At 67.6% G+C, this 12,137-nt stretch carries 11 protein-coding genes and 1 tRNA gene; 7 read left to right on the top strand and 5 right to left on the bottom strand.

Features of this window, described 5'->3' with window-relative positions; all coding sequences use genetic code 11:
* Window positions 1–332: 332 nt before the first annotated feature.
* Complete coding sequence (locus ACTHJF_RS00380; RefSeq protein ID WP_440265305.1) at window positions 333–1,238, bottom strand: LysR substrate-binding domain-containing protein; 906 nt, start codon at window positions 1,236–1,238, stop codon at window positions 333–335.
* Between the two features lie 127 nt (window positions 1,239–1,365).
* Between ACTHJF_RS00380 and ACTHJF_RS00375 the strand changes: the two genes are divergently transcribed.
* The 7 genes from ACTHJF_RS00375 to ACTHJF_RS00345 all read left to right on the top strand — a co-directional run bounded on the left by ACTHJF_RS00375 (window position 1,366) and on the right by ACTHJF_RS00345 (window position 6,749).
* Window positions 1,366–2,358, top strand: a complete 993-nt coding sequence (locus ACTHJF_RS00375; protein ID WP_440265304.1) for an aldo/keto reductase — start codon at window positions 1,366–1,368, stop codon at window positions 2,356–2,358.
* 120 nt (window positions 2,359–2,478) lie between these two features.
* Window positions 2,479–3,300 carry an NADPH-dependent 7-cyano-7-deazaguanine reductase QueF gene (gene queF, locus ACTHJF_RS00370; RefSeq protein ID WP_440265303.1) on the top strand — a complete coding sequence of 274 codons (822 nt, stop codon included), beginning with the start codon at window positions 2,479–2,481 and terminating at the stop codon, window positions 3,298–3,300.
* Between the two features lie 158 nt (window positions 3,301–3,458).
* On the top strand, window positions 3,459–4,064 hold the full coding sequence (locus tag ACTHJF_RS00365) for a hypothetical protein (protein WP_440265302.1): 606 nt from the start codon (window positions 3,459–3,461) through the stop codon (window positions 4,062–4,064).
* A gap of 282 nt (window positions 4,065–4,346) precedes the next feature.
* Entirely contained in the window at window positions 4,347–4,550 is a 204-nt protein-coding gene (locus tag ACTHJF_RS00360) for a CsbD family protein (RefSeq protein WP_431635292.1), read from the top strand.
* Window positions 4,551–4,607: 57 nt separating this feature from the next.
* Window positions 4,608–4,781, top strand: a complete 174-nt coding sequence (locus ACTHJF_RS00355; protein ID WP_431635291.1) for a DUF1328 family protein — start codon at window positions 4,608–4,610, stop codon at window positions 4,779–4,781.
* 148 nt (window positions 4,782–4,929) lie between these two features.
* A complete protein-coding gene (pyrC, locus tag ACTHJF_RS00350; RefSeq protein WP_440265301.1) occupies window positions 4,930–5,970 on the top strand; it encodes a dihydroorotase in 1,041 nt (346 codons plus the stop codon).
* A 125-nt stretch (window positions 5,971–6,095) separates the two neighbouring features.
* On the top strand, window positions 6,096–6,749 hold the full coding sequence (locus tag ACTHJF_RS00345; protein ID WP_440265300.1) for a trimeric intracellular cation channel family protein: 654 nt from the start codon (window positions 6,096–6,098) through the stop codon (window positions 6,747–6,749).
* A gap of 56 nt (window positions 6,750–6,805) precedes the next feature.
* Here the strand turns inward: ACTHJF_RS00345 and ACTHJF_RS00340 are convergent.
* The 4 genes from ACTHJF_RS00340 to ACTHJF_RS00325 form a co-directional block, all read right to left on the bottom strand.
* Window positions 6,806–6,882: transfer RNA gene (locus ACTHJF_RS00340), tRNA-Arg, on the bottom strand.
* Between the two features lie 262 nt (window positions 6,883–7,144).
* Window positions 7,145–9,049 carry a M61 family metallopeptidase gene (locus tag ACTHJF_RS00335; RefSeq protein WP_431635277.1) on the bottom strand — a complete coding sequence of 635 codons (1,905 nt, stop codon included), beginning with the start codon at window positions 9,047–9,049 and terminating at the stop codon, window positions 7,145–7,147.
* A gap of 78 nt (window positions 9,050–9,127) precedes the next feature.
* Window positions 9,128–11,026: a M61 family metallopeptidase gene (locus tag ACTHJF_RS00330; protein WP_440265299.1), complete on the bottom strand. Its 1,899-nt coding sequence runs from the start codon at window positions 11,024–11,026 to the stop codon at window positions 9,128–9,130.
* A 553-nt stretch (window positions 11,027–11,579) separates the two neighbouring features.
* Window positions 11,580–12,137, bottom strand: a 558-nt coding sequence (locus tag ACTHJF_RS00325) for an amino acid permease (RefSeq protein ID WP_440265298.1), incomplete at its 5' end; no start/stop codon positions are given.

Genomic DNA, 12,137 nt, shown 5'->3' with positions numbered 1-12,137 from the left:
TGGGCGACGCCGCCCCCCGCCACGGCTTCCGCCGCGCCTGACACTTGGTTGTAGGAGCCCGCTCGCGGGCGATGCTGTTCGCTTTCGGATTGGCATCAAAGCCAAAAGCATCGCCCGCAAGCGGGCTCCTACCTAGCCGTGCGCTGCACCGGAACAACTGGCCGCGATCGCGCGACTGCACACACCGCGCAGATCCCCGCCACTCCTTATCCGCCCTTTGTAGGAGCCCGCTCGCGGGCGATGCTTCTGGCTTTGATGCCGATCTGAAGCGAACAGCATCGCCCGCGAGCGAGCTCCTACATTAGAGAGCGCCGAACGTTGCGATGGCACCGCTACGCCGGGCCATGGCCGGTCAACAGTTCGGCCAGCCAGTCCACGAACACGCGCAGTCGCGCCGGGAGGTGGTGTTGCTGCGGGTAGAGCACGGTCAGGGGCAACGGCGGCGGGGGCGTGTCCGGTAGCAACTCGATCATGCGGCCCGCGGCCAGCGCCTCAGCTAAGTGGTAGCGGGGAAACTGGGCGATGCCAAGCCCGGCCTCGCAGCAGCCCAGGTAGGCGTCCCCGCCGCTTACCGACAGGCGCGACGGCAGCATCAACTCGCGCCGCCGTCGGCCCACCATGAATTCCAACGGCTCGACGCGCCGCGTGGTGGGCGAGGCCCAGTTCACGGCTACATGGCCGTGCTGCAGATCCGCCAGTGTGCGCGGCAGACCGTGTTCGCGAACGTAGCTGGCGCTGGCGAGGGTGACCTGGGTGAGCCGGCCGACCTGACGCCCGATCATGCCCGAGTCGCCGAGCTTGCCGGCACGCAGCACGCAGTCGACGCCTTCGCGCAGCAGGTCCACGAAGCGGTCGCCGGTGCCGATGTCCAGCTCGATCTGTGGGTAGCGCGCGCAGAACGCGGGCAGATGCGGCAGCACCTGCAGACGGGCGAAGGTGCCCGGGAGATCCACGCGCAACCGTCCCTTGGGCACGATGGCCGCCTCGCGAAAATCCGCCTCCACCTCGTCGATATCCGCCAGCAGCCGGCGGCAATGGCCGTAGTACACCTCGCCGTCGCGGGTGGTACGTACGCGGCGGGTGGTCCGCTGTAGCAGCTGCGCCCCCAGCCTCGCCTCCAACCGCTTGATCGCGTGGGTGACGGTAGCGCGCGGCAGGGTGAGGTCGTCCGCGGCCGCGGTGAAGCTGCCCAGTTCGACGATCCGCGCATACAGGCGCATGGCTTCGATGCGGTCCATGATTGTTTATCTATATGGAATGGTGTTCGCCATTATTGAGTATTTATGCAGGCCAGCGCGACGCGCAGAATGTCGGTTCTGCGGGCACTCCACCGCCCCTTATCCCGAACCGCACAAGGAGCTTCTCATGCAAATGCGCACCCTCGGCCATCATGGCCCGTTGGTCTCCGCCCTCGGCCTCGGCTGCATGGGCATGAGCGATTTCTACAGCGGGCGTGACGATGACGAATCGATCGCCACGATCCGCCACGCCCTCGATCGCGGCCTCACGCTGCTGGACACCGCCGACATGTACGGTCCGCACACCAACGAGGTGCTGGTCGGTCAGGCCATCAAGGGCCGTCGCGACGAGGTGTTCCTGGCGACCAAGTTCGGCATCGTGCGCGATCCGAACGATCCCACCGTGCGGGGCATCAGCGGCCGGCCGGAATACGTGCGCGCCGCCTGCGATGCGAGCCTCAAGCGTCTGGGCGTGGACACCATCGACCTCTACTACCAGCACCGCGTGGATCCGAGCGTGCCGATCGAGGAAACCGTGGGCGCGATGGCCGAGCTGATGCAGGCGGGCAAGGTGCGCTATCTCGGCCTGTCCGAAGCTTCCGGCGCCACGCTCGAGCGTGCCTGCAAGGTGCACCCGATCGCCGCCCTGCAGAGCGAGTTCTCGCTGTGGACGCGCGATCCGCAAACCAATGGCATGCTCGAGGCCTGCCGCCGACTGGGCGTGACGCTGGTGGCGTATTCGCCGCTGGGCCGCGGCTTCCTCACCGGCGCAATCACCAAGCCTGAGGATTTCGACGCCGACGACTACCGCCGCCACAGCCCGCGTTTCCAGGGCGAGAACTTCGCGCGCAACCTGAGTCTGGTCGAGCAGGTGCAGGCCCTGGCGGCGCGCAAGGGCTGCACGCCGGCGCAGCTGGCGCTGGCCTGGGTGCTGGCGCAGGGCCAGGACATCGTGGCGATCCCCGGCACCAAGCGCCGTTCCCGCCTGGACGAGAACCTCGGCACGCTCCAGGTGGAGCTGAGCGCCGCCGAACTCGCGGCGATCGATGCGGTGTTTCCGCCGGACGCGGCCTCGGGCCCGCGCTATCCGGAAGCCATGATGGCGGCGGTCAACGCGTAAGCTGGTCAGCCTGAACAGCCCGACTTCGCGCCCCGCCTGTCCTCCATGGCAGACGGGGCGCGTGGTCGCAGGCGCGACCCAGGTCGCGGCCTGGCGGCGTCCGCCCGCTACACTTTGCACATGAACACGCCCGACGATTCCCTGCTCGGCAAGAGCACCGTCTACGCCGATCGCTACGACCCCGCCTTGCTGTTTCCGATTCCGCGTGCGGCCAAGCGTGCGGAGATCGGCGTGACGGGGCCGCTGCCGTTCCGCGGTGTGGACGTATGGAACGCGTACGAGTTTTCGTGGCTGGACGCGCGTGGCAAACCGATGGTGGCGCTGGTGGAGATCCGCGTGCCGGCGAGCTCGCCGAACATCATCGAGTCAAAGTCGTTCAAGCTCTATCTCAACGGCTTCTCGCAGGAGCGCATGGACGACACACTCACACTGATCGCCACGCTGGAGCGCGACCTGTCGGCCGCTGCCGGCGCCGCGGTGAAGGTGGAGCTCAGCGTGCCCTCGGCGGTGGCCCATTCCGTGCGCGACCTGGACGGCGTCTCACTCGACGATCAGGCGCTGGACATCGACGACTACGGCCCGCCCAAGGCCGATTACCTGCGCGTACGCGCGGGCGAGGCGATCGAGGAGTCGCTGGTGTCTGATCTGCTGCGCTCGAACTGCCCGGTCACCGGGCAGCCGGACTGGGGCACAGTGCAGATCCACTACCGCGGCCGGCCGATCGATCGCGAGGGGCTGCTGCGCTACCTCGTATCGTTCCGCACCCACAACGAATTCCACGAGCAGTGCGTGGAGCGCATCTACGTCGACCTGATGGCGCGCTGCGCGCCGGAGCGACTGAGCGTCTACGCCCGATACACGCGGCGCGGCGGGCTGGACATCAACCCCTATCGCGCCAGCGACGACAGCGCGCCGGTGAACCTGCGCGGCGCCCGCCAGTAGGCCAATTGGCTCGCCTCACTGCGAGGTGAACGAGGCGCGGCGGTGGTAATCAGGGCTTCAGCCGGTGGGGCCTAGCCTTTCGACCCCTGCAGCGCGTCCCGCGCTGCGGTGGCCACGGATGGCGCCATTCCCCTCCCTGCTGAAGACGGAAGATCCCCATGAATACGTCCGCTCGCCCCCTCCTCCTGTGCAGCCTCGCCGCCAGCGGCCTGCTGATGCTCAGTGCTTGCGGCAAGCACGACGCCAGCAACGACACGCCGGCACCGGCCAGCACCGCCCCGGCCACGCCGACGCCGATGACCCCGGCACCGGCCACCACGCCCGCGCCGTCGAGCACCGCCGTGACGCCGGCCATGCCGACCAGCACCGCGCCCGCCCCGGCCAGCACCACCGCCAGCAGCGCTCCCGTGAACGCCGATGCGTTCGCGGTGAGCAAGGTGGTGGTGGGTGATGCGGTGACTGCCGCGCACACCGTCAGCCAGGCCAAGGACACCATCACCGCGACCCAGAAGGCGATCTACGCCAGCGTCGAAACCAACGGCCGCACTGACGGCGCCACCCTGAGCGCCCGGTGGAGCTACGACGAAGGCAAGGGCCAGCTGGTGAGCGCCATCAGCCAGTCGATCGCCACCACTGGCCCGGCCGTCACCACGTTCAAAATCCAGAACCCGAACGCCTGGCCGGCGGGCAAGTACAAGGTGGAAATCGCGCTGGACGGCAAGCCCGTATCGACCCGCGCGTTCGAGGTGAAATCCTCAAGCTGATCGCTCACCGATCACGCACTTCCGCGAGGCGCCCTTCGGGCGCCTCTTTTTTTGCCGCGGGAACACGGCCCGGCTCCACAGCGATGACACCGCAAAGCACGAGGCCGTCGACCCGTTCGTGCAGTGCGTGCGAACGCCCGGTGAGCGCCCCGTGCACCAGCGTGAATGCCCGCTGCGCCGCGCCATGCCGCCGCACGCCGCCTTCACGGCGCCCCGGATGGAATCGACCCCGGACGAGGCGACACCGCTTCGCCGACTTTCCCAATCGACGAGGTAGCAGTCATGAACGAGGACACCATCAAGGGCCAGTGGAAGCAGCTTGGCGGAAGCATCAAGCAGAAGTGGGGCAAGCTCACCGACAACGACCTCACCGTCGCCGAAGGCAACGCCGAATACCTGGCCGGCAAGGTTCAGGAGCGTTACGGCATCGCCCGCGATGAAGCCGAAGCCCAGGTGCGCGAGTTCGAGAAGTCGCTGCGCCACTGACTATCCGGCCGGCGCGCTGCACTCGCCGCGCGCCGCGCCCCCAGAAGGAGACAAGCCATGCTTCACTACGCCATCGTGTTTCTCGTGATCGCCCTGATCGCTGCGCTGTTCGGTTTCACCGGCATTGCCGCGGGCGCCGCCAGCATCGCCAAGATCCTGTTCGTGGTGTTCCTGGTGCTGTTCGTGCTGTCGCTGATCTTCGGCGGCTTGCGTCGCGGCCCGCGCGCATAGCCGGTCGCTCCAGGCAATGACGAAAAAGGCGCCTTCGGGCGCTTTTTTCGTTGCGGCCCCCGGCGCGGCACGGCGGCGCGCCGGACTTTTGCGCGCGGACGCGGGACAATAGGCGTCTGCCCCATCCGCCTGGCCGAGGAACCGTTCCGTGCACACCGACCGACTGGACATCGTCCGCCCCGACGACTGGCACCTGCACCTGCGCGACGGCGAGGCGATGGCCTCGGTAGTGGGCCACACCGCGCGCCGCTTCGCCCGCGCCATCGTGATGCCCAACCTCAAGCCGCCGGTGACCACCGTGGCGCAGGCGCTGGCCTACCGCGAACGCATCCTCGCCGCCGTGCCGGCCGGCATGACGTTCGAGCCGCTGATGACGCTGTACCTCACCCGACAGACCACGCCGCAGGAAATCGTCGCGGCCAAGGCCAGTGGCCAGGTGCATGCGGTGAAGTTCTATCCGCAGGGCGCCACCACCAACTCGGCTGCCGGTGTGTCCGATCTGGCCACCGTCTACCCGGTGCTGGAGGCGATGGAGCAGGCCGACCTGCCGCTGCTGATACACGGCGAGGTGACCGATCCGACGGTAGACGTGTTCGATCGCGAGAAGACCTTTATCGACCGCCACATGCTGCCGCTGCGCGAACGATTCCCGGGGCTGCGCGTGGTGTTCGAGCACATCACCACCGCCGACGCCGTGCAGTTCGTGCAGAGCGCGACCGCCAACATCGCCGCGACGATCACCGTCCACCACCTGCTGCTCAACCGCAACGCGCTGTTCGACGGCGGCGTGCGCCCGCATCACTACTGCGCGCCGGTGCTCAAGCGCGAGCAGCATCGCCAGGCGCTGCTACGGGCGGCTACCAGCGGCGACCCGCGCTTCTTCCTCGGTACCGACAGCGCGCCGCATCCACGCGAAGCCAAGCTGGCCGACTGCGGCTGCGCCGGCATCTTCACCGCGCACGCGGCGATCGAGCTGTACGCCGAAGCGTTCGACGAGGCCGGCAAGCTGGAAAACCTGGAAGGCTTCGCCAGCTTCCACGGCCCGGACTTCTACCGCCTGCCGCGCAACACCGAACGCCTCGTGCTCGAACGCCGCGCCTGGACCGTGCCCGACACCGTGCCGCTGGGTGACAGCGTGTGTGTGCCGATGCGCGCCGGCAGCAGCGTGGCGTGGTCGATCGCGTCGTGAGCGCCCGCGACCGCGGCGGGTCGTAACCGCTGCACCAGCGGCAGCCGCGACGCATGCCGCTGGCCCACGCAGCAAGCGCACGACCAAGGACGCCCGGGATCGCCCCGCACCGCGTGGATACACCGATGCAGACACAACAGCTCGTACTTCTGATCGCCAACCTGGCCGGCACGTTCGTGTTCGCGCTCAGCGGCGCACTGGCGGCCACACGGCGCCAGCTCGATCTGTTCGGCGTGCTGGTGCTGGCATTCGCCGCCGCCAACTCCGGCGGCATCGCGCGCGACGTGCTGATCGGCGCCGTGCCTCCCGTCGCCATTAGCGACTGGCGCTATCTCGCCGCCGCGGTAGCGGCCGGCATCATCACGTTTCGCTGGTCGCACCTGATCGAACGCATGCAGCACCCGGTGCGGATGTTCGACGCCGCCGGCCTGGCGCTGTTCACCGTTACCGGCGCGCACAAGGCCCTCGCGTTCGGGTTGCACCCGGTCATGGCGGCACTGCTGGGCATGCTCACGGGCATCGGCGGCGGCATCGCGCGCGACCTGCTGCTGGCCGACGTACCGATGGTGCTGCGCGCCGACCTGTACGCAGTCGCCGCGCTCGTCGGCGCAACCGTGCTGGTGCTCGGCACCCTGCTCGGTCTACCTACGGTCGCCACGATGAGCGCCGGCGCCGCGGCATGCTTCACGCTGCGCATGCTGGCGGTGAAGCGCGGCTGGCATCTGCCGATTGCCGGCCGTCGCGGCGCCGCCGCCGGCGATAACCCGCCTCGCCGATAACACGCCCAAGACGGCGATGCCGGCATTCGCTTCGGCTTCGTTTGGATCAATGGAAATGGCGCGCCTGGAGGGATTCGAACCCCCGACCAATGGCTTCGGAAGCCACTACTCTATCCGGCTGAGCTACAGGCGCGTGTGGTGCGTGCCGCCGCGGTGCGGACGTCTGTCCGGGGTGCGGCGGACGCGCAGTATAGCGGAGTTGGACGGGTGCTTGGCGATGCGTTGGCCGCGGGCACGGTTGGCTGCGTCCGGCCCAGTCACACCCGAGCTTGCTTCGACCACGCAGATCATGGGAGACGGTCGCAAGAACCGTCTCCTCATTCCGCTCCCCCCGATGGGGGGAGGGAGCGGAGCGGGAGCACCCTCTTCCCGACGGAAAGAGGATACGGTTCCGATCAGAGCGGCTTGATCAGCTTGGCCAGGGTGTCCGGCTTGCTGGTGTCGCGCTCCAGGTGCGGGTACTTCAGGCCGTCGTGGTAGTCCACGCGCACGGTCTTGTAGCTATCGAAGTTCTTCACCAGCAGCTCGACCGGCTGGCTCTTGTCCTTCGCCGCAGCGGTGACCGCGTCCTTGAGTGCATCGGCGGAATACTCCGCGCCGTTGACGGCGATGATCTTCATCGCCGGCGACAGGCCGGCCTTGAACGCCGGGCCGTCCCACAGCACGTCGGCGATGGAGCCGTCCTTGGTGACCGAGACGCCCAGCGAGTAGGTGAGATCGGCGAAGCCGCGGCGCGATTCGATCGCCTTCACCGCGTCGGACGGCTTGTCGGTGTAGACCAGCTTCCAGCCGTGCTCGGCGATGCCGTTGATCAGCGGGCCGTGACCATCGAGACGCTCACGCAGGAACGGCGCCCAGTCGAACTTGGCGATGCCGTCGAGCGTCTTCACCACGTCCTCGAAGGTGTAGGTGTTGACCTTCCAGTCGCCGTTGTTCATGCCGAAGAAGGCTTTGGCGAAGTTGTCGATGCTCTTCTTGCCGCCGGTGAGCGCACGCAGCTTGGCGTCCACGTCGAGCCAGATCATCGCGCCGGCGACGTAGTAGTCCTCGCTGGCCTGGTAGTTGCGGTACGGCAGCGGCGAGCGCTGGGCGATGGTGGGGTCGTTGGTGGTGTCCTGCACGTTGCGCCAGCTGGCCAGGCCCGGGCGGCCCTTGTCGTAGGTGGCGGCGGCGAAGGCGAGCATGTCGCGGGTCTGCTCGGGGGTCCACAGGCCGGCGCGCGCGGCGACGACGTAACCCCAGAACTGGGTCTGGCCCTCGTACACCCACAGCAGCGTGTCGCTCATCGGCACGTTGAAGTTGGGCGTGGTGAGATCCGCGCCGCGGCGGTACTTGCCGTCCCAGGAGTGGTTGTACTCGTGCGAGAACAGATCGCGCGACAGCGCGTTCTTCTTCCACTCGGTGAAGTAGTCGGCCGAGACGCCGTCTTCACTGGACTGGTGGTGCTCCAGGCCGATGCCGCCGAGCTTGTCGCTGAGCGAGGTGAGGAAGGTGTAGTGGCTGTAGTGGTGCGCGCCGTAGAGCTTGTACATCTGCTGGATCAGCTCGCGGTGCGGCTTGATCTGCTCGGGCGTGAACTCGAGGTACTTCGGCGCGTCGGCGAACAGGTCCATGTGCACCGGCACCTTGGCGCCCGGATCGAGATCGACCTGCTTGTGGTACTTGCCGGCGAGCATCGGCGAATCGACCAGCGCGTTGTAGGTGATGGTCTTGTAGTTCCAGGTGTCGCCGTTCTTGGAGGCGAGCTCCAGCGCGGTGGCGCCTTCCCAGCCGGCTGGCAGGGTCACGCTGGCGTCGGCGTTGATCATGCGGATGTTGTGGCCGGCGGGATACACCGACACCTTGTCCCACTGCAGGCTGAGCATTTCGGGCGTCATCATGATGCGGCCCTGGTTGCGCTCCTGCGCGGTGAGGAACTGGAAGTCCACGTCCACCGCACTGGCGCCTTCGGGTACGTCGACGTGGAAGGCGTAGACGTTGAGCGGATCACGCGTCCAGGTGAGCGTCTTGCCGTTCGCCTTCACGGTGAGGCCGGCGAACTTGTCGATCGGGCCGGTGGGCGAGTGGTTGCCCGGAATCCACTGCGGGTACAGCAGGGTGAGCGGGCCGGCCGCAGCGGGGATCGTCTCGTGCACGCGGAACACACGGTGCGCCACATCGGTGGCGTCCACGTGGATCTTCAGCGTGCCCGGCGCGTAGGGCGTGTCCTGCACGGGCGGCACGTTGTCGGCGTGGGCCGGCGCGGCCAGCAGGCCGAGGCCGGCCACCAGGAGGGCGGAAGCGAGAGCGGTGTTTTTCAAGAGGCATCTCCTCGATGCGGGGTGGTCGGTGAACCCGGCCGGCGCAGGCGCCGACCGCGGGGATGAGGGTGGATGTAGTTACTTGCGCGCCGCGGCGATGTCGCCCAGCAGGTCTTTGCCGCTGGCGCGGACCAGGTGCGGGTACTTCAGGCCGTCGTGATAGTCGACGCGGTAGGTGCTGAAGGTGTCCACGTTCTTCACCAGCAGCTCGACCGGCGCGCCCGCGCCCTTGGCCGCGGTGACGGCATCCTTGAGTGCGTCGGGCGAATAGTCCTTGCCGTTGACGGCCACGATGGTGAGGCCCGGCACCAGGCCGGCCTTGAACGCGGGACCGTCCCACTGCACGTCGAAGATCTGGCCGTTGCTGCCGGCGGACAGGCCCAGCGAGTAGGCCAGGTTCACGCCGTGGCGCACTTTCTCCATCGCCTTGTCCATGTCGTTGGGCTGATCGGTGTAGACCAGCTTCCAGCCGCCGCGCTCGATGCCGTGCTCGGGCAGCTCGGTGCCGGTGTAGTCCAGGCGCTGGCGCAGGAAGCTCGCCCAGTCGTACGGCTGCACCTGGTTGAGCGTGGCGACCACGTCGTCAAAGGTGTAGGTCTTGGTGACGTAGCTGCCTGGGTCCATGCCGTAGAACGCGCGGGCGAAATCGTCCAGCGAGTGCTTGTTGTGCGAGAGCTCGCGGATCTGCGTGTCCACGTCCAGCCACAGCAGCTGACCTTCGGGATAGAAGTCGGTGCCGCGGCGCCAGTTGATCCAGCCGCCGCCGCCGAAGTAGGTAAGCGGCGCGGCATCGGCGGTGTCCTGCAGTGAGCGCCAGCCGCGGCCGGTGCGGTGCGCCATGGCCGCGGCGATCGAGGCCAACGAGTCGCGATACTGCGCCGAACTCCACAACCCGGCGCGGGCGGTGATCACGCCGCACCAGTAATCGGTGAGGCCTTCGTAGACCCACAGCAGGTCGTCCTGCATCGGCTCCATGAAGGTGGGCGTCCACAGGTCGGCCGGGCGGCGGAACTTGCCGTTCCACGAGTGCACGTACTCGTGCGGCATGAGGCTGGCCGCCAGCGTGTGCATGGTGTCGTCGGTGAAGAAGTTGGCCGGCAGGCGGTCGTCGCTGGACTGGTGGTGCTCCAGCCCGAAGTGGCCGGTGTGATCGGACAGCGTGAGCAGGAAATCGTAGTGCCCGTAGTGGTGCGCGCCGAACAACTTCAGCGTCTGCTGCACCACCGCGCGCTGGCCAGCCAGCTGCTTGTCGCTGAGCTTGACGTCGTCGGCACCGTCACCCACCACGTTGAGGTGCACCGGCACCTTGGCGCCGGGATCCAGGTCCACGCGGTTGAAGTGCGCGCCGGCGATCAGCGGCGAGTCCACCAGGTTGTTGAAGGTGACCGGCTTGAACGTGGTGGTGGCACCGGACTGGCTGGCCACTTCCAGGGCACTGCCGAACTTCCAGCCCGCCGGGAGGGTGACGCGGGGTGCGATGGTGATCTGCCGCGTGTAGTGCCCGGCCGGATAGAACGCTACCTGGTTGAACTCCATGTCCACCAGCTTGGGCGTGGACGAGGCGCTGGCGCCAAACTCGCCACCATCACCCGGCGACAGGAACTGGAACGCCAGATCGAGCTGCTCGACGCCGGCTGGCACGTCCAGGTGAATCGCGTACATCTCGCGCAGGTCACGCCGCCACCGCACCGGCTTGCCGTCGGCGGTGATGACCAGTCCGGTGACGTTCTGGATCGGGCCGGACGGCGCGTGTTCGCCGGGAATCCACTTGGGGTAGTACAGAGTCAGCGGACCGGGCGTCACCGGGATGGTCTCGGCCACACGGAACACCTTCTTCGGCGCATCGGTCAGATCCAGCGCCAGCGTCAGCGTGCCGGCATAGGGCTGGTCGACCGGGGTCGGCAGCTCCGTCGCGGCGGCGACCGGCAGGACGAGAGCGAAGCTCAAGGCGGAAAACAGGCGGGAGACTCGATGCATAGGACGCACTCCGGGCAGACGCCGGGAACGCGATACCTCACCTCCCCTGGCTGCAACCACGCCGACCGCTCGTCACGTCCTGTGGTGCGGGTCCGGCATGGGACAAGGGGTCGATGGTAGGTCGAAGGTCACCCCCAGCCCCCTGCCAGAGGTCACGGCATCGACCATCGGGAGGACCGAAAGTACGCGAGCCGAAGGCCAGCGAGCGCCGCATCACCGCCGCCAGTCATAGTCATCGAAGATCGGCGATGGCCGACAGAACAGGCCGCAACCTACTCGCGGATCGCCCGCGCGTTGCCTGGGGCGGGAAGAGTCGATATTGCGATGCGCACGGCGGTCGCCTTGCACATGCTCACCCTCGCCGTCCGCAGCCGAACCAGAGAGGTTTCGATCACCGCCTTGCGCTGGCCTGCCTGCCACCTTCGTCAAAGCGATGGTCCGTCGCTGGAGTTGCCCGGCGGTGACGGATTACACGGTGCGATCGCTCCATCGAGAAAACGCCCGCGGAACCGGACCGGCTCCGCGGGCGTTTCATTGACGGCAACAGCGTGGCTTACGACTTGGCCAGTTCGCTGTGGCGCATGCCGTAGGCGAAGTAGATCACCAGGCCCAGCGCCATCCAGGCGATGAAGCGCCAGATGGTAATCATCGGCAGGCCGCCGAGCAGCTGGAAGCGACCGTCGGCGAACCACGGCCAGCCAATGATCAGGAACAGCGAGAACAGCATGCCGGCCGGGGCCACCAGCCACAGCATCGGCGTACGGAAACGGCGCTCCACGTGCGGCTGGCGCACGCGCAGGATCAGCACCGAGCCGCAGATGATGATGAAGGCGGCCAGCGTGCCGATGTTGACCAGCTCGGCCACCTCGCCGATCGGCAGGAAGCCGGCGACCAGTGCGGTGAACACCCCAAGGATCATCGTGGGGCGCGCGGGCGTGCCGTACTTGGGATGGATCTTGGCGAACCACTTCGGCAGCAGGCCGTCCCGGCTCATCGAGAACCACACCCGGGTCACGCCGAGCATGAAGGTGAACATGACGGTCAGAATGCCGATGATGGCGCCGACCGCGATGACATCCGCCAGACCGCTCAGGCCCACCGACTTGAACGC

It is taken from the genome of Dyella sp. (assembly GCF_051962475.1).
Taxonomy (GTDB): domain Bacteria; phylum Pseudomonadota; class Gammaproteobacteria; order Xanthomonadales; family Rhodanobacteraceae; genus Dyella_A.
The sequence above is the reverse complement of the archived record's forward strand: the minus strand, read 5'-3'. Positions and strand labels throughout refer to the sequence as shown.

What these genes read in the sequence shown, in the direction of transcription:
- ACTHJF_RS00330 (WP_440265299.1), bottom strand. Translation starts at nt 11,026, where the DNA reads ATGCATCGAGTCTCCCGCCTGTTTTCCGCCTTGAGCTTCGCTCTCGTC.
- queF (WP_440265303.1), top strand. Translation starts at nt 2,479, where the DNA reads ATGAACACGCCCGACGATTCCCTGCTCGGCAAGAGCACCGTCTACGCC.
- ACTHJF_RS00355 (WP_431635291.1), top strand. Translation starts at nt 4,608, where the DNA reads ATGCTTCACTACGCCATCGTGTTTCTCGTGATCGCCCTGATCGCTGCG.
- ACTHJF_RS00375 (WP_440265304.1), top strand. Translation starts at nt 1,366, where the DNA reads ATGCAAATGCGCACCCTCGGCCATCATGGCCCGTTGGTCTCCGCCCTC.
- ACTHJF_RS00360 (WP_431635292.1), top strand. Translation starts at nt 4,347, where the DNA reads ATGAACGAGGACACCATCAAGGGCCAGTGGAAGCAGCTTGGCGGAAGC.
- ACTHJF_RS00380 (WP_440265305.1), bottom strand. Translation starts at nt 1,238, where the DNA reads ATGGACCGCATCGAAGCCATGCGCCTGTATGCGCGGATCGTCGAACTG.
- ACTHJF_RS00345 (WP_440265300.1), top strand. Translation starts at nt 6,096, where the DNA reads ATGCAGACACAACAGCTCGTACTTCTGATCGCCAACCTGGCCGGCACG.
- ACTHJF_RS00365 (WP_440265302.1), top strand. Translation starts at nt 3,459, where the DNA reads ATGAATACGTCCGCTCGCCCCCTCCTCCTGTGCAGCCTCGCCGCCAGC.